Genomic DNA, 25,018 nt, shown 5'->3' on the forward strand with positions numbered 1-25,018 from the left:
ATTGTATGATAATATTATCTTAACTTGGAAAAAATACAAGAATTTAGAAAATTTATGGGTGGAGGAAACGATGAGCGTACAGTTATTAGATAAAACAAGAAAAATCAATAAGCTACTTCATAATAACAATTCGAGCAAAGTTGTATTCAATGATATTTGCGCGGTCATGACAGAAATTCTGGATTCTAATGTTCTGGTGGTCAGCAAAAAGGGAAAAGTGCTTGGAACGAGTAAAAGTAAATCAGTGGATACGATCGGGGAGTTGTTGGAAGAACAGGTGGGAAGCCATATTGATGAGATGTTGAATGAAAGACTGCTCAGTATCCTGTCCACGAAAGAAAATGTAAATCTGGAGACTCTGGGATTTTCCAGAGATGCGGTACAGGGCTATCAGGCAATCATCACGCCGATCAACATTGCCGGAGAAAGACTGGGAACTCTCGTGATCTATAAGCAGGGAGATATGTACGAGATTGATGATATTATCCTCAGTGAATACGGAACGGCAGTGGTAGGCCTGGAAATGCTTCGCTCTGTGAATGAAGAAAATGCAGAAGAGACACGGAAAGAACATATTGTTCAGTCTGCAATCAGCACACTTTCTTTCTCGGAGTTGGAGGCAATTATCCACATCTTTGATGAACTGGATGGAACGGAAGGAATTCTGGTGGCAAGTAAGATTGCTGACCGTGTAGGAATTACGAGATCTGTAATCGTCAATGCGCTGCGTAAATTTGAAAGTGCCGGTGTGATTGAATCCAGATCTTCCGGAATGAAGGGAACTTACATTAAAGTTATTAATGATTATGTCTTTACGGAACTTGACCGGATCAAAAAGGAACGCTGATAAAGGAGATTGACACAAATGTATGAAGGTTGTCCCGTAGATCTTAAGATGGAAAAAGTGGTTTCCATCGATGCAGTGTTTGATGAGGAAGTACACTGTGCAAAAGTCTATAAATATGATATGGAAGAAGATTTTATCAGACTGTTGCTGGAAGGAGAGAATCTTTCCGTGATCTCTCTTGATGCAAAGTATGAATGTGTAATCGGTACGAAGACAGAACTTCTTTCCTGTTCCGGAACGGTAAAAGAACGGTTCCAGTGCGAGGCAGGAGATATGTTGATCTTTAAGATTGAAAATGGATTTTATACCGTTTCTTCCGATGGAAAATAAATCGTTTTGAATGAAAAAAGCCTATCCGACAGCAAAAGATAAAAGTCGGATAGGTTTTTTAGTTATAGTGTTGACAAAAGCAATAGAAAGTGCTATTTTATATTACAGAGTTAGCACTCAGAATAAGTGAGTGCTAGTAAACGGAAAGCAAGGAGGAATAAATATGAAGTTAGTACCATTAGGTGATAAGATCGTTTTAAAACAGTGTGAAGCAGAGGAGACTACAAAGTCCGGTATCGTTTTACCGGGTCAGGCTCAGGAGAAACCGCAGCAGGCAGAGGTCATTGCCGTTGGTCCTGGCGGAATGGTAGATGGAAAAGAAGTGACCATGCTTGTCAGTGAAGGCGATAAGGTAATCTATTCCAAATATGCAGGAACTACCGTAGAACTGGATGGCGAAGAATATATTATTGTAAGACAGAATGATGTCCTTGCAATTGTAAAATAATTAAAAAGACAGAAAAGATTAGGAGTGATCAGACATGGCTAAAGAAATTAAATACGGAGCTGACGCAAGAGCAGCATTGGAACAGGGTGTCAACAAACTGGCAGATACAGTAAGAGTAACGCTTGGACCAAAAGGAAGAAACGTAGTCCTTGACAAATCTTTCGGCGCACCGCTTATCACAAATGACGGTGTAACAATCGCAAAAGAGATCGAACTGGAAGACGGATTCGAGAATATGGGAGCACAGTTGATCAGAGAAGTTGCTTCCAAGACAAATGATGTAGCCGGTGACGGAACGACAACCGCTACGGTACTTGCACAGGCAATGGTAAATGCAGGTATGAAGAACCTGGCAGCCGGAGCAAATCCGATCGTACTGAGAAAAGGTATGAAGAAAGCAACAGACTGCGCAGTAGAAGCAATCAAAGAGATGAGCAGCAAGGTTACAGGAAAAGATCAGATCGCCAAAGTTGCAGCCGTATCTTCCGGTGATGCAGAAGTCGGACAGATGGTAGCAGATGCGATGGAAAAGGTTTCCAATGACGGAGTTATCACAATCGAAGAATCCAAGACCATGCAGACAGAGCTGGATCTGGTAGAAGGTATGCAGTTTGACCGTGGATACATTTCCGCATATATGGCAACAGATATGGATAAGATGGAAGCAGTTCTGGAAGATCCGTATATTCTGATTACAGACAAGAAGATTTCTAATATTCAGGAAATCCTTCCACTGTTAGAGCAGATCGTTCAGTCCGGTGCTAAACTTCTGATCATCGCAGAAGATATCGAAGGAGAGGCTCTGACTACACTGATTGTCAACAAACTGCGTGGAACTTTCAATGTAGTAGCTGTAAAAGCTCCTGGATATGGCGACAGAAGAAAAGAGATGCTGAGAGATATCGCAATCCTGACAGGTGGAGAAGTAATCTCTGAGGAAGTTGGACTGGATCTGAAAGATACAACAATGGCTCAGCTTGGACGTGCAAAATCTGTAAAAGTTCAGAAAGAAACGACTGTTATCGTAGACGGTATGGGAGATAAGAAAGCAATCGAAGACCGTGTCGCACAGATCAAGACTCAGATGGAAGAGACAACATCTGAATTTGACCGTGAAAAACTGCAGGAGAGACTGGCTAAACTGGCTGGTGGAGTTGCCGTTATCCGTGTAGGTGCTGCAACAGAGACGGAGATGAAAGAAGCAAAACTTCGTATGGAAGATGCTCTGAATGCTACAAGAGCAGCAGTAGAAGAAGGAATCATCGCAGGTGGCGGTTCTGCTTATATCCACGCTTCCAAGAAGGTTGCTGAGCTTGCAGATACTCTGGAAGGAGACGAGAAGACAGGTGCACAGATCATTCTGAAAGCTCTGGAAGCTCCGTTGTTCCACATTTCTGCCAATGCAGGTCTGGAAGGCTCTGTTATCATCAGCAAAGTAAGAGAGTCTGAGCCGGGAATCGGATTTGACGCTTACAATGAAACGTTTGTCGATATGGTTGCAGAAGGAATTCTGGATCCGGCCAAGGTTACAAGAAGCGCTCTGCAGAATGCAACAAGTGTGGCATCTACTCTGCTTACAACAGAATCTGTTGTATCAAACATTAAAGAAGATACTCCGGCAATGCCAGCAGGCGGAGCTGGAATGGGCATGATGTAATCAGTTGTTATAACTGAAAATAAGCCATTCTTATAAAAGATAAATCGCTCTATACTTTCTGAAAATGAAAGGGTAGAGCGATTTTTTCTGTTTATTAAGAAAATCGAAGAAACTATGACATATTTGTCGAACTTTCTTGACACGAGGCTTGAAGTTTTGTAGTATTACAGTTAAAATATTATTTAGACAAACAAGACAGCTAGGAGAAAGAGAGGTTAAGAAGAGCATGGGAACAATTATCGGCGAGGGAATTACCTTTGATGATGTGCTTTTGGTGCCGGGATATTCCGAAGTGATACCGAATCAGGTTGATTTATCTACAAATCTGACGAGTAAAATCCGGCTTAATATACCGATGATGAGTGCAGGAATGGATACCGTAACAGAACACAGAATGGCAATTGCGATGGCCAGACAGGGTGGAATCGGTATTATTCATAAAAATATGAGTATTGAAGAGCAGGCACAGGAGGTAGACCGCGTAAAACGTTCAGAAAACGGAGTTATTACGGACCCATTCTTCCTTTCTCCGGAACATACGCTGGCAGATGCCAATGATCTGATGGCAAAATATCGAATTTCAGGTGTGCCGATCACAGAAAACGGCAAACTGGTAGGAATCATTACAAACCGTGACCTGAAATTTGAAGAAGATTTCAGCAAGAAGATCAAGGAATCTATGACATCCGAAGGTCTGATTACCGCAAAAGAAGGAATCACTCTGGAAGATGCAAAGAGAATCCTTGCGAAGGCAAGAAAAGAAAAACTGCCGATCGTAGATGACGACTTTAATTTAAAAGGTCTGATCACGATCAAAGATATTGAAAAACAGATTAAATATCCGCTTTCTGCAAAAGATTCTCAGGGAAGACTGATCTGTGGAGCAGGAATCGGTATTACAGCAAATTGTTTGGAACGTATTGAAGAGCTGGTAAAGGCAAAAGTTGATGTAGTTGTTATGGACTCTGCACATGGACATTCAGCCAATGTAATCCGTACAGTACGTATGGTAAAAGAGAAGTTCCCGGATCTTCAGGTGATCGCAGGAAATGTGGCGACCGGAGAGGGAACAAGAGCCCTGATCGAGGCAGGAGTTGATGCGGTCAAAGTCGGAATCGGACCGGGATCAATCTGTACAACACGTATCGTTGCAGGTATCGGTGTTCCGCAGGTATCCGCAATTATGGACTGCTATTCTGTGGCAAAAGAATACAACATTCCGATCATCGCAGATGGTGGTATCAAATACTCCGGAGATATGACAAAAGCAATTGCAGCCGGAGCAAATGTCTGTATGATGGGAAGTATGTTTGCAGGATGTGATGAAAGCCCTGGAACATTTGAACTGTATCAGGGAAGAAAATATAAAGTATATCGTGGTATGGGATCGATTGCAGCTATGGAAAACGGAAGCAAAGACCGTTATTTCCAGGAAGGTGCAAAGAAACTGGTACCGGAAGGTGTAGAAGGCCGTGTGGCTTATAAGGGAACTGTAGAAGATACTGTATTCCAGCTGATGGGTGGTATCCGTTCCGGTATGGGATATTGCGGAACCGCTACAATTGAAGAGTTGAAAGAAAAAGGAAGATTCGTAAAGATTTCTTCCGCATCTCTGAAAGAAAGTCATCCGCATGACATTCACATTACAAAAGAAGCACCGAATTATAGTGTAGACGAATAAGAAAAAGAAAAGATGCGCGCTGTAAGTTTTGCGGCGCGCTCATTTTTTGAGATGAGACAGAGATTTAGTTTACCTGGAATTTTCGCGACAGGATGACTAAGAATCAGGCGGGACAGTGCGCGGAAAGGCAGAAAAAAGTACGAATTACACCAGAAAACAGGCGGGGAATAGAAGAATAGATGGCAGGAAAAAATACAAGACGGCGGACCAACAGGTCTTCGTCGAAGAGAAATGCATCCAAAAGAAAAACAACACGTAATCGCAGAAAAAAACGGAACAACAGAACACAGCTATATGCAAAGATCGGTCTGCTGATCTTACTGATTCTTACGGTTGTCCTGCTGGTGCGTTCCTGTGTGGTGAAATCCGGGAAATACTGGGAGGACAACAGTGCAGATGTGGATGCGTCCAAGCCAGAGATCGATGTGCAGCTTCTGGATGTGAATGAATATTCCAGACCGGGGATCAAATCAGGAAGGATCAAGGGGATTGTGATCCATTATACGGCGAATCCGGGAGCCAGTGCCCAGAATAACCGGGATTATTTTGAAGGCCTTAAAGACAGTCATATTACGAAGGCCAGCAGCCATTTTGTAGTGGGACTCGACGGGGAGATTATACAGTGTATTCCGACCTGGGAGATTGCTTATGCGTCCAATGACCGCAATTCCGATACGGTGTCAATCGAGTGTTGTCATCCGGACGAGACGGGGCAGTTCAATGCGGCAACCTATCGCTCGATGGTACAGCTTACCGCATGGCTTTGTAAAAAATTTGATCTGACAGAAAAAGATGTGATCCGGCATTACGATGTGACCGGAAAGATCTGTCCGAAATATTTTGTGGAAGATGAAGATGCGTGGAATCAGTTCCGCTCAGATGTAAAACAGGCATTAGAAAAGGAGTAACAACGAATGATGTTTAAAATGTTTTATCCGGATGCGTACCTGGCATCTGCGTATGTAGTACCTTATGAAGCGTTATATGAGAAAGGTTATCGTGGGCTGATCTACGACATTGACAATACACTGGTACCTCATGGAGCACCGGCCGACAAACGGGCGATTCAGTTGTTTGAACATTTGAAAGAGATCGGATTTCATACCTGTCTGATTTCTAACAACAAAGAGCCACGTGTAAAGATGTTTAATGAGCCAATCGGGACAGATTATGTGTATGATGCCCATAAGCCGTCCACTAAGAATTATAAAAAGGCTATGGAGATCATGGGAACAACCTGTGAAAATACCATTTTTATAGGAGACCAGCTTTTTACGGATGTATTTGGGGCAAAAAGGTCCGGAATCCCGAGCATTCTGGTGCGTCCAATCCATCCGAAGGAGGAGATTCAGATCGTTTTGAAACGTTATCTGGAAAAGATTGTCCTGCATTTTTACAAGAAACAGAAAAATCTTCCGAAGCTGTGTTGAGTTTTATCAAGGTGCGAAAAGTATGTGATTTCCACATACTTTTTCTTGCTTTTTAGAGGCAAATCTTATATAATCGAGATTACCATAATATTCAAAGAAGTTATTTATAACAAATCTAAGATCGAAACAAATCCAAGACCTGAAAGGGTCAATCCTGGCAGTATCTGCCAAATTTCAAAAGAAGTACAACGTAAAAAAGATGGGCGTCTGAAGAAAGGGGTACTATGGAGTACAGAGAATTCGTAGACGCAATAAGAGAAGAAGTGACAAAGAAAGTAGGAGAAGAGGTAAATGTAACCATCGAAGAAATGCCGAAATGTAACGAGAGTTATAAGGCGGGACTTCTGATCAGACGGGGAGAAGCGCCAATTGCACCGGTTGTCTATCTGGATGCTCTTTATGAGTATTACAAAGACGGAAGAACGATGGAAGAAATTGCGGGCTGGATCAATCTGATGTATCAGGAGATAAAGGATACCGATCCAGAATCTATCGAAGAAGCGGTGGCATACAAGAAAGTGAAAAAGAAAATTTTACCCAAACTGATTAACCGGGAAAAGAATGAAACACTGCTGGCGCAAAGCCCACATATTCTGTGGGAAGATCTGGCAATCGTATTTTATGTGTTGATGGCTGAGGCAAAAGACGGAACGATTACCATGGGGGTTCAGTATCCACAGATGAAAATGTGGGGTGTTTCCACAGAAGAGCTGTATCAACAGGCAATGAAAAATGCAACTGCGATCTTACCGGCAGAACTGACACCGATGAGGGACGTACTGAAAGGGATGCTCCGAACCGAGGATGTGGAAGCAATCCCGAATATCGCCTATGTTCTGTCAAACCGACTGCACAGTTTCGGGGCAGCCTGCGTGACATATCCGGATGTACTGGAGATGATAGCAGGAGAAGTAGAGGATGATTTTTATCTTGTTCCAAGCAGTGTTCATGAGATGATGATTCTTCCGGAACATGGAGTGATAGGAAAGGATCGCTTCCGTAATTCGATTCGTGAAGTGAATGAAAAAATATTACCTCCGGAGGAATTCCTCTCCAATCACGCATACTTCTATTCCAGAGAAGAAAAGAAAGTCAGTCAGCTTTCGGTTTGAGAGGAGGAAATGATATGCTTATGTGGCTTTGGAATGCCTGGGAATTGTGGGTTCTTGCGATGGAAGAAAAAGAGCAAACCACAGTGCAGGAGTATAAGCAAAAGACCGATGAGTGAAACCGTTTTTCCGATGGTCAATCCCGGGGCATGGTAGAGGATTGTGATCTTATGAGTTCCGGCAGAAAGGCGGCATCCAAGGAAAGCGGTATTTACTTTTTGGCAGGTTACATTCTCCCCGTCGATCAGGATCTGGAATCCTTTGTCGTAGGGGATGGAAGTGACCAGATATCCATCGGTTTTCATAGCAATCGTGCCGCTGATCGTATGACCCGAAGAAGCAGAGTCCGCAGACTCAGAACACGACGTATCCGGACGGAAAACAGACTGATACAGAGCCTGTGAAGCTGTTTTGTCCGGCAGATATCCGATAGAAGCTTCCATATTCAGGATCGTATAATTTCCTTTTTCGAAGGTCAGGACAGACTGTGTCTGGGTGTCACCAAGGGCAACTGCGTAGGTGAAGGTTGTATTCTCGTTGTAGTAGTCATGAGACACAGAAGTCAGTTTGTTGCGTACGCCATCCAGATATACGGTGACATCGTGGGTGGGCAGATTGTTCTGAATCTCAAAACGAAGGAAAAGTACCCGTGTTCCCTGAGCGGAATTGCCGACAGTGTTCGCTTCGTATGGGATAGTCAGAGTTTGGGCTTTGGTTGTCTGGACCGTAAAATCGTCAGGGACGGAAAGTGAAGCCAAGGGAGCCGATGAAACGATATCCCTGACGGTGAGTACATTTGTGGGGGCTGCATCTGTGGTGTTACCGCTATTTGCAGGGAGTATCGTGTTATCGGCGTTTGGTGTGTTATCAGTGATGTTGTTGTCTGTGGTGCCGGAAGGGTTATCTGTATTTATGGCAACAGAGTGGGTTTCGTCGACAACAGCGGCAGACAAAAAGGCAATCTGATTGTAAGGATAAGGCAGTTTTTCATAATCGGACTGACTCAGAAGGCGGTTGGTTCCGTAAATAACAGGAGCCACCGCTTCGTTTTTATATACTTTTGTCTGTCCATAGTTTTTATAGAGCTGATATCCCTTGACCACACGGTTGGAAACAATGTATTTTTCCCCCATAAGCCGTTGGAAGACCGGATTGGCAGAAGCACCCTGCATCAGATAGTTACGGAAGGTTTCGTCCAACTGAAAGGTTTTCCGACGAAAGGTCATATAGTCGGAATTGTAGGAAGAAGAATACACAGAAGAACTGTATTGGTTCATATTCCAGATGCGGTTGATATTGGCTGCATTGATCCGGGCGGTTCCCCATTGTTCGGTACGATACAGGGAGTCATCAGAATCCGTGACATCGGATAAAATTTTTGCATATTGGGTCTGATGAATCTGGCGATAAAAATTCCGACTCATCATCAATGACTTGTCAGAAGCATAATACTGATTAAAAAAGCTGAGGAAGATCAGGCAGGGCAACAACAGCAGACAGGAAAACTGTTTTAATCGCTTCGGCGCAGATAAAAAGCAGAAGAAAAGCAGCATAACGAGAGCATCCACCAGAAGAAGCATGCAGAGTTCATGAGAAATTTTTTTAGCATTTGCAGTCCAGAAGAACAGCAGGCAACATCCTGTGAGAACATAGGGCAGAATCCGACGGAGAAAAGACGGACTCGGTTCTTCTTTGAAGGATTCGAGATACCGTGCGATCAGGAAACAGACCAGTGGAAGAACCGGAATCAGAACCTTATCCCGGATATACAGTCCTCCATTCAGACAGTAAGCCGCCAGTGGAAGGAACAGAAGGAGACAGACAGCCAGGCTCAGCAACCGGTCTTTCAGGACATGGGAAAAAAGTGCAGCAAAAAGAGCGGTCAGGGCAAATGTCGTCAGACCGATACCATAAGGAGAGTAGAATAGTCCCTGAAACTGCAAATGAGGAAGTAACAGTTCTTTCAGCGAATAAGCAACGCTTTTTCCAGTAGATTCAGAACTTCGGCTGGCCAGGGCACAGGCAGTGGGAAGCAAAAGCACCCCACTTAATAAAATTCCGTATATCATGGGAGGTATAAAGGTAAGGGTGGGGAATTTTCCGGCCTGAAAGGAAACGTACAGTCCATAAAGCCCAAGAACGATCAAACCGCCGATACTGTAATAAAAACTAGTCATGATCATCAGAAAGACAGAAAGAGACAGTTGAAGTAATGTCTTCGGTGTACGGGAAGAAAGATACTGCTCCATTTTGATCAGTCCGAGGATCAGGAAAGGCATATAGTCCACAAACATGATCTGAGAATAGGACTGGGCGATCATTGGCCCGCTCAGGAGGAATAAAAGTGCTGTACCAAATGCAATCGGAACAGCGACAGACTGGCGTCGAATCCAGCGGTAAAGGAGCAGAACCGATGTAAGCAGGCACAAAAACGTAATGCCCATCACGTAGTCGGACATTTTCACAAAAGGAAGCAGATAGGAAGGCAGGAAAAGAGGGCTTAAAAGTCCGTAATATGCGAAATAAAAGATATTTTCTCCGCCACCGATATTGGGAGCAAATTCCGGGATCAGTTTACCGGTCTGATAGAACTGTTCTCTGAAATACTCGGGAAATACACAGTGCTGGCTGATCCAGTCTACCTTTGCGCCGAAAACGCCGTAGCGAAAGCAAAAAAGCCAGGTAAAAAGAAAAACAGCAAAAGTCAGGAAAAGATAAGGTATGATGTTTTTAAAGGATCTGTTGTGTATATTTTGCTGAAAGTGTTGCATAAAGAAAAACCCCATTTCATATTCTCAAGTTAGATTCGTTTGTGCTAAAGTGTTTCACATTTCGGTTCCTAGCATACAACAAAGGTATGAAGAAAAAGTGATAGAGAATCTAAAAAAAACTTAAGAAATTGAAATGGGGCATTTAATTACAATATGTCGATATATTCTCCTGCCAGTGCCTTGTTCATACTGCGGACGGCACAGAATTTACCGCACATACTGCAGGTATCACTGTGGTCATCTTCCGGGCTTCTGCTGTCGCGGATCGCCCTTGCGGTTTCAGGATCCAGTGCACACTGATACTGAGCTTCCCAGTCCAGCTTCTGGCGTGCTTCTGCCATCTTGTCGTCGATGTCACGGGCATGAGGGATTCCTTTGGCGATATCGGCCGCATGGGCTGCAATCTTGGAAGCGATAATGCCCTGTTTTACGTCTTCCACATTCGGAAGAGCCAGATGTTCCGCAGGTGTAACGTAGCAGAGGAATGCAGCTCCGCTCATGGCTGCGACTGCACCGCCGATGGCAGAAGTGATATGGTCATAGCCCGGAGCAATGTCTGTAACCAGAGGTCCAAGGACATAGAAAGGAGCACCCATACAGATGGATTTCTGCACCTGCATATTGGCAGCGACCTGGTCAAGCGGCACATGTCCCGGTCCCTCTACCATAACCTGAACATTGTGTGCCCATGCACGTTTGGTCAGTTCTCCGAGACGGACAAGTTCTTCAATCTGACATACATCCGTTGCATCGGCAAGACATCCCGGACGGCAGGCATCACCTAAGGAAATGGTGACATCATATTCTTCGCAGATATCCAGGATCTCGTCGTAATATTCGTAGAACGGATTTTCCTCTCCGGTCATGGACATCCAGGCGAACACAAGACTTCCTCCGCGGCTGACAATGTTCATTTTCCGCTTATGTTTCTTGATCTGTTCGATGGTCTTGCGTGTGATTCCGCAGTGCAGTGTCACGAAGTCCACACCATCCTGTGCGTGGAGTCTGACCACATCGATGAAATCTTTTGCGGTCAGGGTTGCAAGATCTCTCTGATAATGGATGACACTGTCGTAGATCGGTACGGTACCGATCATAGCGGGACATTCGGATGTAAGTTTCTGACGGAATGGCTGAGTATTTCCGTGACTGGAAAGATCCATGATCGCCTCGGCTCCGAGATTAACGGCACTCATGACTTTCTGCATTTCGATGTCATAATCCTTGCAATCGCGGGATACACCAAGATTGACGTTGATTTTGGTGCGCAGCATGCTTCCGACTCCTTCTGGATTTAAGCAGGTATGGTTCTTGTTGGCACAGATTGCCACCTTACCTTCTGCGACGAGCTGCATTAAAGCATCCGTTGTCATGTACTCTTTTTCTGCCACGATTTTCATCTCCGGGGTCAGAATTCCTTTTCTTGCTGCATCCATCTGGGTTGTGTAGTTTCTCATTGTGTTACCTCCATTTCTTTTCACCAGCTTTGAAAATGCAGCGTCAGCAAAACGCCTGAACAGTATTGATTTGCTTGAACAGTAAAACGCCTGAACAGAAATGTATCTGTAAAGCTGACGCCTGTACCGGTTTTGACGGTACTGATCGGATTTTGTCCGATTTTTTTATAGCGGCACAAGGTGGTGTCCCCAGTGTGTCGCTTTGAATCCTCTAATTTCCGCTTTGGATCATAGAGAAGATTCCACTTTTCTGGAAGAGTCTGATCAGAACGTAAGCCAGAATACTTCCGGCAACCGTAGAAATCAGAAACGGAATCACATAGATAAAGAGTCCGGCAGGAGCAGCTCCCATCAGGAAGCGTGCAACCGGGTAAGCTGCGATTCCACCGAGAATACCTGTGCCGAGAGCCTCAGCAAGACAGGTAAAGGGAAGATTCTTACTGAATTTGAAGACCAGGCCGCAACAAAGTGCGCCCACCATACTTCCCGGAAATGCCATCAGACTGCCGATGCCTAAAAGATTGCGGATCAGACTGGCACAAAAGGCAATGCCAACACTCCAGCCGGGACCTAAGATCACGGCCGATAAAATGTTGACCATGTGCTGAACCGGAGCGCATTTACTTCCTGCGACCGGTACGCTTAAAAAACTCCCGACAACAGCAACCGCGGTAAAGACTCCGGCAATTGCCAGAGTACGGGTGGCGGAAGTGCGGGGAAGGGAAGTGTGGTTTGGTGAAACAGTATCTTTCATAAAATCTCCTTTCCGAAATGGTATATGTTCCAAAACTGTGCGAAACCTTTAGGACATATGCCTAACAAAAAAATAGAGATGCGAAAGGCATCTCTATCAAAAAACATTGGTATAAATTCCCTCCGTTGGCATTATCCAAATCAGGTTATGGGTCGAAGCGAGATACGCTTCCTCTCAGCCGACTCAATTGTCAGCTCCCCGTTATGTGCGATTGAAAATATTATAGCAACATTGGTTGAATTAGACAAGAACTTTTTGCAAAAAAACTTGTATTTTAAAATCTCGCTGCCAGTTCGTCATGCACATGGTTCCCCATGTTATAATCCAGTGTCTTGTGAAACCAGATTTCCTCCGAGCCGATGGCCTGATCTACTAGCATCATCAGTCCGGTGACGATCTGAAGCCCACGGGATTCTGCGATTCGTAAAAATTCTGTCATCAGCGGATTGTAGACAATGTCGGACGCAATCCTGAAGCGGCGGATGACAGAAGCATCTACTACGCTTTCCCCTACATTTGGGTACATCCCGATAGGAGTGGTATTGATGATCACATCCCCGTCCGGAATATCCTTGAAACTGCAGGTAGAAATATAGGGGAACATTTCCCGGAGATGGGAGAGTTCCTTTTTGTTTCTTGCCGCAATTGTGATACTGGAGGCTTTGGCAAGATGAAAAGCGTAGATTAACGCTTTTGCAGCACCACCGGAACCTAAGATCACGGTATCAAGGCCTTTCAGGGAGATCCCTGCCTTTTCAAACATGCTGAGCACACCGATATAATCTGTGTTGTAGCCGTAGAATTTTCCGTCTTTCTGATAGATCGTATTGACGGCCCCGATTTCCGCGGCATGCGGATCCAAGACATCCATCATGCGGTAAACGGTTTCTTTGTAAGGAATGGTGACGTTCATTCCTATAATGTTCTTTTCGCGCATCACATCCAGGACATGATGGACTTCGGTTTTGGACATTTCATAGACTTTGAAGTCGGCAGAAATGTGTTGTTGTTTTAATAAATCAAAATGTATCTCCGGTGAGAGGGTGTGAGGGAGATGTTCGCCCAGTACGCCCAACTGAATTTTTTCGGTAGAATTTGGTATTGTATTCATTGGAGTTGTCCCTTCTGGTGGATGTAAAAAATTATCGGATTGTAAATCTGTATCAGAATTGAATATGCTAAATCGCATCATGATCAGACTTACATTATAGTCATAATCAGACGGAAAGACCCGGTTGATCAAAAAAGGCTGCGTCTGTCGGATAAATATAGCTGTCACCAATGTCTTTTAATAAAATAATATTCAAATGGTGATTCAGATTCTTCTTATCCAGAGTAATGGCTTCTGTCAGATTAGAAAGCGGAAGACCACAGGTGACCGGAAGTTCGTATTTGGTCAGGACATCCAGGATACGTTTTGCACAGCCGGGTTTTGTCAGTCCTTTTGCTTCGGCGAGAAGCGAGATTTGATACATGCCGATTCCGACAGCCTCGCCGTGGCTTTCTCTTTCATAATGATAGTACTGCTCAATGGTGTGGGCCAGAGTATGTCCGAAATTGAGCAACATGCGCTCGCCTTTGTCAAACTGGTCGTGTTCTACGACTTCCCGCTTAATATCCACACAGCGTGCGATGATATCAGTAAGCTCTGTTTTCAAATCGTCATAAGAGGTAAAGGATTCCAGTTTTTTGAAAAGAGAAGCATCCTTGATACATCCGTATTTGATAACTTCGCCCATACCGTCTTTCAGAAAATGATCGGACAGACTGTTTAAAACGGATGGATCGATCAGCACCATTTTTGGGTGATAAAATGCACCGACTAAGTTCTTGCCCTGAGGCAGATCGACTGCGACTTTGCCTCCGACGGAAGAATCTACCTGAGCCAGAAGAGAGGTGGGAATCTGGATCAGATTGACGCCTCTTAAGAAGCTGGCAGCAGCAAATCCCGCCAGATCTCCGATCACGCCTCCACCTAAGGCAATGACAAGATCACTTCTGGAAATTTTGGCATCCAGCATCGCTTCATAAATCTTCGGAAGAGACTGGAAGTTTTTGGTGGTTTCTCCGTGTGGGAGAACAAAATGGGTACAGAATGTCTTTTCTGCGAACTGCCGTTCCAGGATATCACCATAAAGGGGATAGACGTTATCATCCGAAATGATCATGATTCTTCGATCCGGGTAATCTTTTAAGATATAATCGGACGCGTGGTTCAAAAGTCCTTCTTCAATATAAATAGGGTAACTGTTTTTTCCAAGATCTACTACTATGTTTCGCATGATAACTCCTTTTGTTTCTTAAAATATTATTTCTGAATCATTTCTGGATCAGAATGTTTTGCCGACTGCGTTTGCAATGGCAGTCAGTTCTTTCATTAATTTGTCAAATTTCTCCGGTTTCAGAGACTGTGCTCCGTCGCAGAGTGCGTTTTCCGGATCGTTGTGGACTTCGATCATCAGTCCGTCTGCACCGGCTGCTACAGCAGCTTTTGCCATGGAATCAACCAGCCACCATTTTCCTCCGGCATGACTCGGATCGATGACAACCGGAAGATGTGTCAGTTTCTTGAGGACCGGAATACTCTGGAGATCCAGGGTGTTTCTGGTGTAACTCTCAAAGGTACGGATTCCGCGCTCGCAGAGGATTACATTTTCATTACCGCTTGCCATGATATATTCTGCAGACATGATCCACTCTTCGTAGGTCGCATTTAAGCCACGCTTCAGAAGGATCGGACGTTTTACCTTTCCTAACTGTTTTAAAAGATCGAAATTTTGCATGTTTCTGGCTCCGATCTGGATCAGATCTACCTTTTCTTCGAAGATATCCAGATATTCTGCGGACATCAGTTCTGTAACGATCGGAAGTCCTACTTCTTCCTTGACTTTGTAGAGAATGTCAAGACCTTCCAGACCGAGTCCCTGGAAAGAGTAAGGGCTGGTACGTGGTTTGAAAGCACCGCCTCTTAACAGGTTTGCGCCGGATGCTTTGGCGGCTTTGGCAATCTCCAGTACCTGATCAAAGGTTTCTACGGAGCAGGGACCTGCGATAAATGCCATGTTTCCGCTTCCGACTTTGACACCAGATACATCAACCACGGAGTCTTCCGGGTGGAATGCGCGGTTCGCCAGTTTGTAAGGTTCCTGAACATGCATGACCTTGTCAACGGAAGAGTCCACTTCAAAAATCTTGGGATCGACTCTGGTGGTATCGCCGATACAGCCGATAACAGTCATTTCCGCTCCGTTTACAACGTGGGTATCCAGTCCTTTACGCTTGATTAATTCTTCCACTCGTGCTACATTTTCTTTAGATGTATTTGGTTTTAATACAATGATCATTTGGAAAGATCCTCCTTCGTTTCAATATTCCCCATCTATTCGCACTGTAAAATTTTAACTGTTTAAAGTGTGAAAAACTATGCATTATGATAACGTGATTCATACTTTTTGTCAATAGATTTTGGGAAAAAGGAAGGGAAAAGAAGAAAAAACGGGAAGAATCAGAATTGCATGACAAAATACCAAAGTTATGGTATACTTCAATTTAGAAAATATAAAGGAGCATACAGATGAAAAGAGTATTATTAAAACTCAGCGGAGAGGCACTTGCCGGTGAGAAAAAGACAGGATTTGATGAAGCGACCTGTATCGGTGTTGCAAAGCAGGTAAAGACGCTTGTTGATCAGGGAATACAGGTAGCGATTGTAACAGGTGGCGGTAACTTCTGGAGAGGAAGAACCAGCGAGACCATCGATCGTACAAAGGCCGATCAGATCGGGATGCTGGCGACGGTTATGAACTGCATTTATGTTTCCGACATTTTCCGTTTTGTGGGAATGGAGACAGAAGTATATACCCCGTTTGTATGCGGTGCATTTACCAAACTTTTTTCAAAAGATGCAGCGACAGAGGCAATGAACAATGGAAAGGTCGTATTCTTTGCAGGTGGAACCGGACATCCTTATTTCTCCACAGATACAGGAGCAGTTCTTCGCGCAATCGAGATTGAGGCGGATGCGATGCTGTTGGCAAAGGCAATCGACGGAATCTACGACAGTGACCCGAAGGTAAATCCGAATGCGAAGAAGTATGCAGAACTGAGTATTCAGGATGTGATCGATCAGAAACTGGCGGCAGTGGATCTGACAGCTTCCATCCTCTGTCTGGAGAACAAGCTTCCAATGCTGGTATTTGGTCTGAACGAACCGAACAGTATCGTAGAGACGATGTTCGGAACCTTTAACGGTACGAAGGTAACGGTATAATCGGGGATTGTTTTAATGCCCACATTAATATAGGAAAGAAACGGAGGAATTCAACATGGATGAAAGACTGAACGTATATGAAGAAAAAATGTCAAAGACATTGGACAATTTAAATGGAGAACTGGCAACGATCCGTGCAGGACGTGCCAATCCGAATGTACTGAATAAACTGACCGTAGATTATTACGGATCTCCTACACCGATCCAGCAGGTTGCAAATGTATCGGTTCCGGAGGCTCGGATGATCCAGATTCAGCCATGGGAAAAGAGTATGCTCAAAGAGATCGAGAAAGCAATCATGACATCTGATCTGGGAATCAATCCGACCAATGATGGAACGTCTGTACGCCTGATCTTCCCGGAACTGACAGAGGAAAGACGTAAAGAGCTGGCAAAAGACGTCAAGAAAAAAGGAGAGGCTGCAAAAGTAGCTGTCCGCAACATTCGTCGTGACGGGAATGAAGCGTTTAAGAAACTGAAAGGATCTGAGGTTTCCGAGGATACCATCAAAGATATGGAAGCAGATCTGCAGAAACTGACAGATAAATATATCGCAAAGGTAGACAAGTCTGTGGAAGCAAAATCCAAGGAGATCATGACAGTCTAACAGAAAGTAAAAATAAAAAAGAGAGGGGCCCGGTTCGGTGTTTGACCGGAGCCTCTTTTGGCGTTTTAATCGATGAAAAGGGAGGAAACATCATGAATGTACCACAGCATGTGGCAATTATCCTGGATGGAAACGGACGCTGGGCGAAGAAACGGGGAATGCCGAGAAATTACGGGCACGCTCAGGGAGCGAAGAATGTGGAAAAGATCTGCGAAGAAGCCTGGAGAATGGGAATCAAGTACCTGACAGTGTATGCATTTTCCACAGAGAACTGGAACCGTCCGCAAAATGAAGTGGATGCGCTGATGAAGCTGTTGCGCAATTATATGAAGACTTGTCTGAAAACAGCAGCACAAAATGATATGAAGGTTCGTGTGATCGGCGATATTACACGTCTGGATGAAGATATTCAGAAGCGGATTCTCGAACTGGAAGAGGCTACGAAGGACAATGGCGGTTTGAATTTTCAGATTGCGATTAACTATGGGAGTCGTGATGAGATGATTCGTGCCATGAAGAAGTTAAGTGATGACTGCATGAAAGGTTCGGTAAAGGCAGAAGATATAACGGAAGAGTTGTTCTCGGACTATCTGGATACCAAAGGAATCCCGGATCCGGATCTGCTGATTCGTACCAGCGGGGAATTGAGACTGTCCAATTTCCTGTTGTGGCAGTTGGCTTATGCGGAATTCTATTTTACAGATGTGCCATGGCCGGATTTTACCAAGGAAGAGCTGGAAAAAGCGGTTGTTCAGTACAACAGCCGTGACAGAAGATACGGTGGCGTGAAGGAGGAGACAAATGTTTAAGACGCGATTGTTAAGCGGGATTGTGCTGGTATTGATTGCGCTGGTAACGGTAATCTGTGGAGGCAACCTTCTGTTTGCCACGGTGCTGATCATCAGCCTGATCGGTATGAATGAATTGTATAAAGTCTTCGGGATAGATAAAAAGGCTCCCGGTATCATAGGGTATCTGGGTGCGATTTTGTTTTATATCGGAATTTACCTGGATCTGTATCGGAATTTGTTTAATGAAAATCCGTATTTTGATGCGGTAGACTGGCCGCTGATGCTGACGATGGTTCTGGTGATCCTGCTGATGGCATCCTACGTCTTTGCATTTCCGCATTATAAAACGGAACAGATCGTGGTTGCATTTTTTGGGGTGTTCTATGTAGCGGTGATGCTGTCTTATATTTTCCAGACCAGAATCCTGCCGGGAGGCGTATTCAGTGTATGGCTGGTATTCTTATGTTCCTGGGGATGTGACACCTGTGCTTACTGTACCGGAATGTTGATCGGAAAACATAAAATGGCACCGGTTCTGAGTCCGAAGAAATCCACCGAAGGAGCAGTGGGCGGTGTCGTAGGAGCAGCGCTTTTGGGCGTGTTGTACGGATGTGCCATCAATCACTGGGGCGGAGCAAATGTCGCGGTTGCAGGATATGCGATCGTGTGTGCGGCAGGTGCGTTGATCTCTATGGTAGGAGATCTGGCGGCTTCGGCAATCAAACGAAATCATGAGATCAAAGATTACGGAACACTGATTCCGGGACACGGAGGAATTCTGGACCGCTTTGACAGCGTAATCTTTACGGCGCCGATCATTTATTATCTGGTAGCATTGCTGTAAAACCGGTGAAGAATTTGAAACAGGGGATAAAAAGAAGGGACGATCAGGAAAATGAAGCATATTGTAGTATTAGGGTCTACCGGTTCCATCGGAACCCAGACACTGGATGTGGTGAGATGTCAGGAAGATATGGAGATCTGTGCACTGGCGGCCGGAAGTAATATTGTACGACTGGAGGAGCAGATCAGGGAGTTCCATCCGAAAAAGGTGGCAGTCTGGGAGGAAGAAAAAGCCAGAGAACTCCGGACGAAGGTGAAGGATCTGGATGTCTGTGTCCTCTCCGGGATGGAAGGGCTTCTGGAACTGGCAGTGATGGAAGAAGCAGATGTGCTCGTGACGGCTGTTGTCGGTATGATTGGAATCCGTCCGACGATTGAGGCAATCAAGGCCGGAAAAGATATTGCACTTGCCAATAAAGAAACACTGGTGACGGCGGGACATCTGATCATGCCACTGGCAGCGGAAAAGCAGGTAAAGATCCTGCCGGTGGACAGTGAACACAGTGCAATCTTCCAGTGTTTACAGGCAAAAAAAGAGATCCGTCCGCACAAGATCCTGCTTACGGCTTCGGGCGGTCCGTTCCGGGGAAAGAAAAAAGAAGATCTGGAGAAGGTGCAGCTTGAGGATGCTCTGAAACACCCGAACTGGGCGATGGGTAAAAAGATCACCATCGATTCTTCGACCATGGTTAATAAAGGTCTGGAAGTGATGGAGGCAAGATGGCTCTTTGACGTAAAGATGGAACAGGTGCAGGTTGTGGTTCAGCCACAGAGTATCATTCATTCCATGGTGGAATTTGATGACGGTGCGGTCATGGCACAGCTTGGTACACCGGACATGAGACTGCCGATTCAATATGCACTGACCTATCCGGATCGACGGTATCTGTCAGGAGAGCGTTTGGATTTTGAGACACTGACCCGGATTACCTTTGAGAAACCGGATATGAAAACCTTTTATGGATTAAGATTGGCGTATGAGGCCGGTACAGTTGGGGGAACGCTTCCAACCGTATTCAACGCGGCAAATGAAAGGGCGGTCAGCAAATTTCTTGCCCGCAAGATCCGGTATCCGCAGATCACGGAGATCATTCAGGAGTGTATGAGAAATCATCAGACCAGAAAAGAACCGACTCTGGATGAAATCCTGGAGATCGAACAGGAAACTTACGAATTTATTGAAAGCAGATGGTAGGAGCATGGGAATTGTTTTAGCGATTATTGTATTCAGTTTTATCGTGATCTTTCATGAACTGGGGCATTTTACACTTGCAAAATTAAACGGAATACAGGTAGACGAATTCTGTCTGGGACTGGGGCCTACGATTTTCGGAAAAGAGATCAAAGGGACAAAATTTTCTCTGAAGCTGCTGCCGTTTGGCGGAGCATGCATGATGGGAGAGGATGACGCGGAGAATCTGGCGGAAGGCAGCTTTAACAGCAAATCTGTCTGGGCCCGAATCTCGGTGATCGCAGCCGGCCCTGTATTTAATTTTATCCTGGCTTTTATTATGGCGGTGATTCTGGTCGGATTTGTCGGATATGACAAACCGGTGCTTAGTGGTGTCACGGAAGGATATGCGGCAGAGGAAGCCGGGATGCAGGAGGGGGATGAACTGTTAAAGATTAATAACAGTCGGATCCATCTCTGGAGAGAAGTTTCGATTTACAATGCCATGCATCAGGGAGAATCTGCGGAGATCACGTACAGACGTGACGGCGAGACATATACCGTAACTCTGACACCGAAGCAGGACGAAGACACCGGATATTATTATTACGGAGTAAAAGGCCCGACGGCGCAGACAAAGGCAAATGCGATCACTGCGGTGCAGTATGGCTGGTATAATCTGGAATATATGGTGAAATATACGATCCAGTGCCTGAAAATGATGGTCAGAGGGCAGGTCGGAATCAAGGATATGTCCGGACCTGTGGGAGTGGTAGATATGATGGATACCACCTACAAGGAGTCCTCATCCATGGGAGCTGGCGTAGTTGCGCTGAACTTCTTAAGTATCGCCATTTTATTATCGGCGAACCTGGGGGTTATGAACCTGTTGCCGATTCCTGCATTGGATGGCGGAAGACTGGTCTTTCTGCTGATCGAAGCGGTCAGAAGAAAACGGGTGCCGCCGGAAAAAGAAGGGATGGTCCATTTTGCAGGACTTGTGGCATTGATGGTATTGATGGTCGTAATTATGTATAATGATATCCTGAAACTTTTATAAAGTATATGAAGGTTTATTTCTTCCCGCAAAAGGTTGCAACGGGAACCGCTTATTTTCACTGGAATTCAAAAATAAGATACGAAAAAACGCCAGTTCCGACGTTCATCGGTTCTGGCGTTTTTTCATGCAACCTAATTGGGTAGGTATGAAAGGTAACTCTACTACATCGTGAGAGGGATGCCTTTTGTTACTTTGCGGATGCCTTTCCATACAAGAATGACCGGAAGTGAAACCAGAATATATAATGAGGTTAAAAGTCCGGTCAGACCTCCGACAATAATCAGAATCATAATTCCTGGGTTCATAAAATGTCTCACTCCTTTGCGTTTTTGATAAGCCCTATACGCATATTTTAAAAGATGAGACAGGGAAAGAAAAGCAATCAGGGGCTTCCTTAGCGCGATTTTAACGGGAAGAAAGCTGCTCGTCTTCTGACATACGGTAACCGACTCCGACTTCCGTAAACAGGTATTTTGGCTGGGAAGGATTGCCCTCGATCTTGCGGCGGATATTTGCCATATTGACGCGAAGAATTTTATTATCTGTATCGGTAAAAGGCCCCCAGACATTTTCCATAATGGAAGAGTAGGTCATGACTTTCCCGGAGTTCTGGGCGAGAAAACATACAATTTTATATTCAATCGGGGTCAGATGAATTTCCTGACCGGCAAGAGTTAAAAACCTTTTTTCAAAGTCAAGAACCAGCTCCTGACATTGATAGGGGCGAATATAAAGGTCTGTGTCGTTATTCAGACGATTACTGTGACGGATGGAGGTGCGGATTCGTGCCAACAGCTCCGATGTTCCGAAGGGTTTGGTGATGTAATCATCGGCACCGAGATCCAGGGCCTTTACTTTTTCGGATTCGTTGCTTCTGGCAGAGATCACGATGATCGGAGCACTGCTCCAGGTCCGGATCTTCTGAATGACCTGACAGCCATCCATATCAGGCAGTCCGAGATCCAGAAGAATGACATCCGGTCCGAGCGAGGTGGTTAATTGCAGACCTTCGGCTCCGGTTTTGGCTGTTGAAACCTTGTATCCGTGATTCTTTAATAATTTGGTGACGAAATCCAGGATATTCTGTTCGTCTTCAATGAATAAAATAGAAAATTTCTGATGCATTGTTTGCATTCTCCTTTATGATTCCGGCAGTGTAAAAGAAAAGACTGCGCCGTTTGTGTGATTATGTGCTTCAATGGTTCCCTGATGTGCTTCAATAATGGTTTTGCAGATGGATAATCCGATTCCCATGCCTTTATGAGTGTCAGAGGAATCAGAGGAATTGTAGGTTCCCTGGAAGAGATCCTCCAGCTGGGATTCGTCCAGTCCGTGTCCGTAATCTATGACGGAAAACGTGACGGATTGATTTTCCTGTGTAATGAACAATTCCGGTGGAACAGTACTTCCGGAATGAAGAATTGCATTTTCCAGAAGATTGATCAGTACCTGTTCGATCAGAAGTGCATCCATGGGAAGCAGGATCATATCTTCGGGTGCATGTACAATGATCCTGGCATCGGGAAGTCTTTTTTTCAGTCGTTGTGTTGCTTCGGCCACGACTTCTTCCACCAGTTCCGGTTCTTTATGTACAGTTTGCTGATTATCCTGGATCCGGGTAACACTGAGCAGATTTTCCACCATATGTAACAGCCAGTTGGCATCATTGTTGATATTTGCGCCCAGTTGCCGTTTTTCTTCGGAAGACAGAAGCTCTTCTTCCTCTAAATAGGAAGAGGAAGCACCGATCATGCTGGTCAGTGGAGTTCGGAGATCATGGGAAATGGCTCGAAGAAGATTGGCGCGGATGGACTCTCGTTTGGCTTCTTCGACTGTTCGTTCCCGTTCTGCGATAATAGCCGCCTGTTTTTTCAGTCTTGTGGTAGTGGCACTGGTAATGATAGAAATTGCCAGAAGTCCGATGAAGGTGGCTGGATAACCGGTCAGGGTGAAATTCAGTTTGAAAAAGGGATAGGTAAAAAGATAATTAATACAGACCACGGAAAAGAGTGCTGCAAAAATACCGAATCGATAACCGGCAGTATAACGTGCGGCCAGAATGGTGGCAAGAATATATAAAAGGGAAATATTTGCCGAGGCATTCGGGGTAGAATGAAAGAACAGGAAAGCCAGTCCTGTTGCAATGGAAAGCAAAATGAAAGTTAACAGATAATCGTTTGATGCGATCAGTTTATTTATGATCCGTTTCATGTGAAAAACCCCCGTTTATGTTCCGTATACTCCAAAATAGCATATTTGAAATGGAAAGTAAACGGAGGTGAAAAAATCTGAGCGAAATCTTAATGTTTCAGAACAATCTTTATCTGTATGATCCTTCAGACGAATCAGACAGAAGCGAAGGAGGGTGGGGATGTCAGTTTAATTCCGCGATTCTGGAAACTCCCACATAGATTTCAGAGATCTTATACCAGGTGCGATAATCGGTGTTTCCGGTCTGGGGCAGACCGAAGATACTCTGGAATGTTCGGACAGCTTCTGTGGTGGCAGGGCCGTAGATCCCGTCTTCCACCACTTTTGGAAGAGCCGGATAAGCCGTGGCGATTACATTTAACTGTTCCTGGAGTTGACGCACCTTCTGACCACTGGCTCCGTTTTCCAGAGTATAACCGGGCCAGGAAGAAGGAACTCCGGAGATTTCTTCGGCGGTATTGATATAGATATCATTTCCATAATAATATCGCAGGATCTCAATGGCGGAATATCCCTGATCTCCAAGATCCTTGGATCCCCACTGACTTAACCAGTTCGGACAGGTGACGCGTTCCCCGTCACAATACTGGGTCAGGATCGGTTGCCGGACATTAGGACGGGAGAGATAATCGGCAAACAATTCATCCACGATCAGTGAAATGGAATCGTAAATATTCCGGTTGGCAATCCATTTGTGATCAAAGGCGGTGGAAGAGGTGATCGTAAAATCATATCCACGGTTTCGGTAGAACTCTGTATAAACACGGTTCAGCGTAAAGGACATAATGGCGAGGACGTTGGCGCGAATGGTATCTTCCGGCCAGGTGGCATAGATTTCGCTGGAGGCTACATTTTTGATATAGTCCCGGTAACGGACATAATAATTTTTGGCAGTGGAGTCTCTGGGAGAACCGTCATGGACCACAACATATTCGGGGACGACCACACGGCTTAAGACGATTTCACCGGATTCATTGGTGGGCTGGATTTCATCTTCTGCAATCTTGGGAGGATATTCCCCATAAAGCGTATGGGCCGGGATTACAAAAATTTCATTGGCGGGACCGGATAAATCCGCCGGCATCAGGGAAATATTCTGAATAGCTTTTACATTTGGCAGAATTTCTGCACCGGAGATTACCTGAGGAATGTAGCCGTCTGCAGAAATTTCTAAAGTATATTCGGAATAAGGCTGAATTTCGCTTTCTGGTGTCAGGCTGTATTCCGGGGCGGGGGATGGGAGTTCAATGGTTTCTGTCTGCCCGGAGGAATTTGTGGTCAGTTCTTCCAGTTGATTTTCAGGAATTCCGGTGTAATATATTTTCAAAGTTGCATCGGAGAGAGGGAGGTTTGATATACCGGAAACCACGTTTAACTGGAAAGTTCCGCGGTAAGTAAGATTATTGTCCATAGAGCTTAACATAGATCCTTTGCTCCTATAAGGTCAGCTTCTGAATAAAATATGCAAAAAATGAAGAGAGTGTGCATATAAAATTTGTTGAAAAATGAAATGGGATGATGTATAATTATGTGCAGTTCGAGAATGCGGGCGCTCTGGAAAAGACTCCAAGAGCGCCTTTC

General features: G+C 44.9%; 24 protein-coding genes and 1 riboswitch. Of the genes, 14 read left to right on the forward strand and 10 right to left on the reverse strand.

Translation table 11 applies throughout. The annotated features are described in order from the left end of the window. Positions 1–70 precede the first annotated feature (70 nt). From codY to KGMB01110_RS13975, 8 genes are all read left to right on the forward strand, one after another. Positions 71–847, forward strand: a complete 777-nt coding sequence (gene codY, locus KGMB01110_RS13940; RefSeq protein ID WP_117602402.1) for a GTP-sensing pleiotropic transcriptional regulator CodY — start codon at positions 71–73, stop codon at positions 845–847. Positions 848–865: 18 nt separating this feature from the next. Further along, entirely contained in the window at positions 866–1,177 is a 312-nt protein-coding gene (locus KGMB01110_RS13945; RefSeq protein ID WP_117602401.1) for a hypothetical protein, read from the forward strand. 163 nt (positions 1,178–1,340) lie between these two features. After that, entirely contained in the window at positions 1,341–1,625 is a 285-nt protein-coding gene (locus KGMB01110_RS13950) for a co-chaperone GroES (protein WP_117602400.1), read from the forward strand. A gap of 34 nt (positions 1,626–1,659) precedes the next feature. Next, positions 1,660–3,282: a chaperonin GroEL gene (gene groL, locus KGMB01110_RS13955; protein WP_117602399.1), complete on the forward strand. Its 1,623-nt coding sequence runs from the start codon at positions 1,660–1,662 to the stop codon at positions 3,280–3,282. A gap of 226 nt (positions 3,283–3,508) precedes the next feature. Next, a complete protein-coding gene (guaB, locus tag KGMB01110_RS13960) occupies positions 3,509–4,963 on the forward strand; it encodes an IMP dehydrogenase (protein WP_117602398.1) in 1,455 nt (484 codons plus the stop codon). A gap of 179 nt (positions 4,964–5,142) precedes the next feature. Further along, on the forward strand, positions 5,143–5,871 hold the full coding sequence (locus KGMB01110_RS13965; RefSeq protein WP_119298948.1) for a peptidoglycan recognition protein family protein: 729 nt from the start codon (positions 5,143–5,145) through the stop codon (positions 5,869–5,871). A gap of 9 nt (positions 5,872–5,880) precedes the next feature. Further along, entirely contained in the window at positions 5,881–6,393 is a 513-nt protein-coding gene (locus KGMB01110_RS13970; RefSeq protein ID WP_117602594.1) for a YqeG family HAD IIIA-type phosphatase, read from the forward strand. Between the two features lie 224 nt (positions 6,394–6,617). Continuing rightward, the gene (locus KGMB01110_RS13975; RefSeq protein ID WP_119298950.1) at positions 6,618–7,505 is read left to right on the forward strand and encodes a DUF5688 family protein; all 888 of its coding nucleotides are present in this window, start codon (positions 6,618–6,620) and stop codon (positions 7,503–7,505) included. Here the strand turns inward: KGMB01110_RS13975 and KGMB01110_RS13980 are convergent. The 6 genes from KGMB01110_RS13980 to aroF form a co-directional block, all read right to left on the reverse strand. Further along, positions 7,490–10,273, reverse strand: coding sequence for a YfhO family protein (locus KGMB01110_RS13980; protein ID WP_170141738.1), 2,784 nt, complete (start codon positions 10,271–10,273; stop codon positions 7,490–7,492). The genes KGMB01110_RS13975 and KGMB01110_RS13980 overlap by 16 nt on opposite strands. 146 nt (positions 10,274–10,419) lie before the next feature. Next, the gene (gene thiC / locus KGMB01110_RS13985) at positions 10,420–11,730 is read right to left on the reverse strand and encodes a phosphomethylpyrimidine synthase ThiC (RefSeq protein WP_117602394.1); all 1,311 of its coding nucleotides are present in this window, start codon (positions 11,728–11,730) and stop codon (positions 10,420–10,422) included. 211 nt (positions 11,731–11,941) lie between these two features. Continuing rightward, positions 11,942–12,484, reverse strand: coding sequence for an energy coupling factor transporter S component ThiW (gene thiW, locus KGMB01110_RS13990; RefSeq protein WP_117602393.1), 543 nt, complete (start codon positions 12,482–12,484; stop codon positions 11,942–11,944). 98 nt (positions 12,485–12,582) lie between these two features. After that, positions 12,583–12,695: riboswitch (TPP riboswitch) on the reverse strand. A gap of 63 nt (positions 12,696–12,758) precedes the next feature. Continuing rightward, positions 12,759–13,595 carry a shikimate dehydrogenase gene (gene aroE, locus KGMB01110_RS13995; protein WP_117602392.1) on the reverse strand — a complete coding sequence of 279 codons (837 nt, stop codon included), beginning with the start codon at positions 13,593–13,595 and terminating at the stop codon, positions 12,759–12,761. Positions 13,596–13,701: 106 nt separating this feature from the next. After that, positions 13,702–14,766 carry a 3-dehydroquinate synthase gene (gene aroB, locus KGMB01110_RS14000; protein ID WP_119298957.1) on the reverse strand — a complete coding sequence of 355 codons (1,065 nt, stop codon included), beginning with the start codon at positions 14,764–14,766 and terminating at the stop codon, positions 13,702–13,704. Positions 14,767–14,814: 48 nt separating this feature from the next. Further along, positions 14,815–15,828, reverse strand: coding sequence for a 3-deoxy-7-phosphoheptulonate synthase (gene aroF / locus KGMB01110_RS14005; RefSeq protein WP_119298959.1), 1,014 nt, complete (start codon positions 15,826–15,828; stop codon positions 14,815–14,817). Positions 15,829–16,058: 230 nt separating this feature from the next. Between aroF and pyrH the strand changes: the two genes are divergently transcribed. From pyrH to rseP, 6 genes are all read left to right on the forward strand, one after another. Beyond that, positions 16,059–16,754 carry a UMP kinase gene (gene pyrH / locus KGMB01110_RS14010; protein WP_117602389.1) on the forward strand — a complete coding sequence of 232 codons (696 nt, stop codon included), beginning with the start codon at positions 16,059–16,061 and terminating at the stop codon, positions 16,752–16,754. A gap of 55 nt (positions 16,755–16,809) precedes the next feature. Then, positions 16,810–17,361, forward strand: a complete 552-nt coding sequence (gene frr / locus KGMB01110_RS14015; RefSeq protein ID WP_117602388.1) for a ribosome recycling factor — start codon at positions 16,810–16,812, stop codon at positions 17,359–17,361. A 92-nt stretch (positions 17,362–17,453) separates the two neighbouring features. Continuing rightward, positions 17,454–18,170, forward strand: a complete 717-nt coding sequence (locus tag KGMB01110_RS14020; RefSeq protein ID WP_117602387.1) for an isoprenyl transferase — start codon at positions 17,454–17,456, stop codon at positions 18,168–18,170. Continuing rightward, entirely contained in the window at positions 18,163–18,996 is an 834-nt protein-coding gene (locus KGMB01110_RS14025; protein ID WP_119298962.1) for a phosphatidate cytidylyltransferase, read from the forward strand. The genes KGMB01110_RS14020 and KGMB01110_RS14025 overlap by 8 nt, the downstream gene beginning before the upstream one ends. Positions 18,997–19,047: 51 nt before the next feature. Continuing rightward, on the forward strand, positions 19,048–20,190 hold the full coding sequence (dxr, locus tag KGMB01110_RS14030) for a 1-deoxy-D-xylulose-5-phosphate reductoisomerase (RefSeq protein ID WP_117888390.1): 1,143 nt from the start codon (positions 19,048–19,050) through the stop codon (positions 20,188–20,190). A gap of 4 nt (positions 20,191–20,194) precedes the next feature. Beyond that, the gene (gene rseP, locus KGMB01110_RS14035; protein WP_117602384.1) at positions 20,195–21,226 is read left to right on the forward strand and encodes an RIP metalloprotease RseP; all 1,032 of its coding nucleotides are present in this window, start codon (positions 20,195–20,197) and stop codon (positions 21,224–21,226) included. Positions 21,227–21,387: 161 nt separating this feature from the next. Here rseP and KGMB01110_RS15095 read toward each other — a convergent pair whose 3' ends face one another. The 4 genes from KGMB01110_RS15095 to KGMB01110_RS14050 form a co-directional block, all read right to left on the reverse strand. Continuing rightward, a complete protein-coding gene (locus KGMB01110_RS15095; protein WP_170141739.1) occupies positions 21,388–21,531 on the reverse strand; it encodes a hypothetical protein in 144 nt (47 codons plus the stop codon). A gap of 100 nt (positions 21,532–21,631) precedes the next feature. Then, a complete protein-coding gene (locus KGMB01110_RS14040; protein ID WP_119298964.1) occupies positions 21,632–22,351 on the reverse strand; it encodes a response regulator in 720 nt (239 codons plus the stop codon). Positions 22,352–22,366: 15 nt separating this feature from the next. Further along, positions 22,367–23,437, reverse strand: a complete 1,071-nt coding sequence (locus tag KGMB01110_RS14045) for a sensor histidine kinase (RefSeq protein ID WP_119298966.1) — start codon at positions 23,435–23,437, stop codon at positions 22,367–22,369. 163 nt (positions 23,438–23,600) lie between these two features. After that, positions 23,601–24,860, reverse strand: a complete 1,260-nt coding sequence (locus KGMB01110_RS14050) for a peptidoglycan-binding domain-containing protein (RefSeq protein ID WP_119298968.1) — start codon at positions 24,858–24,860, stop codon at positions 23,601–23,603. Positions 24,861–25,018: the final 158 nt, after the last annotated feature.

The sequence above is a fragment of the Mediterraneibacter butyricigenes genome, assembly GCF_003574295.1.
GTDB lineage: Bacteria > Bacillota > Clostridia > Lachnospirales > Lachnospiraceae > Mediterraneibacter_A > Mediterraneibacter_A butyricigenes.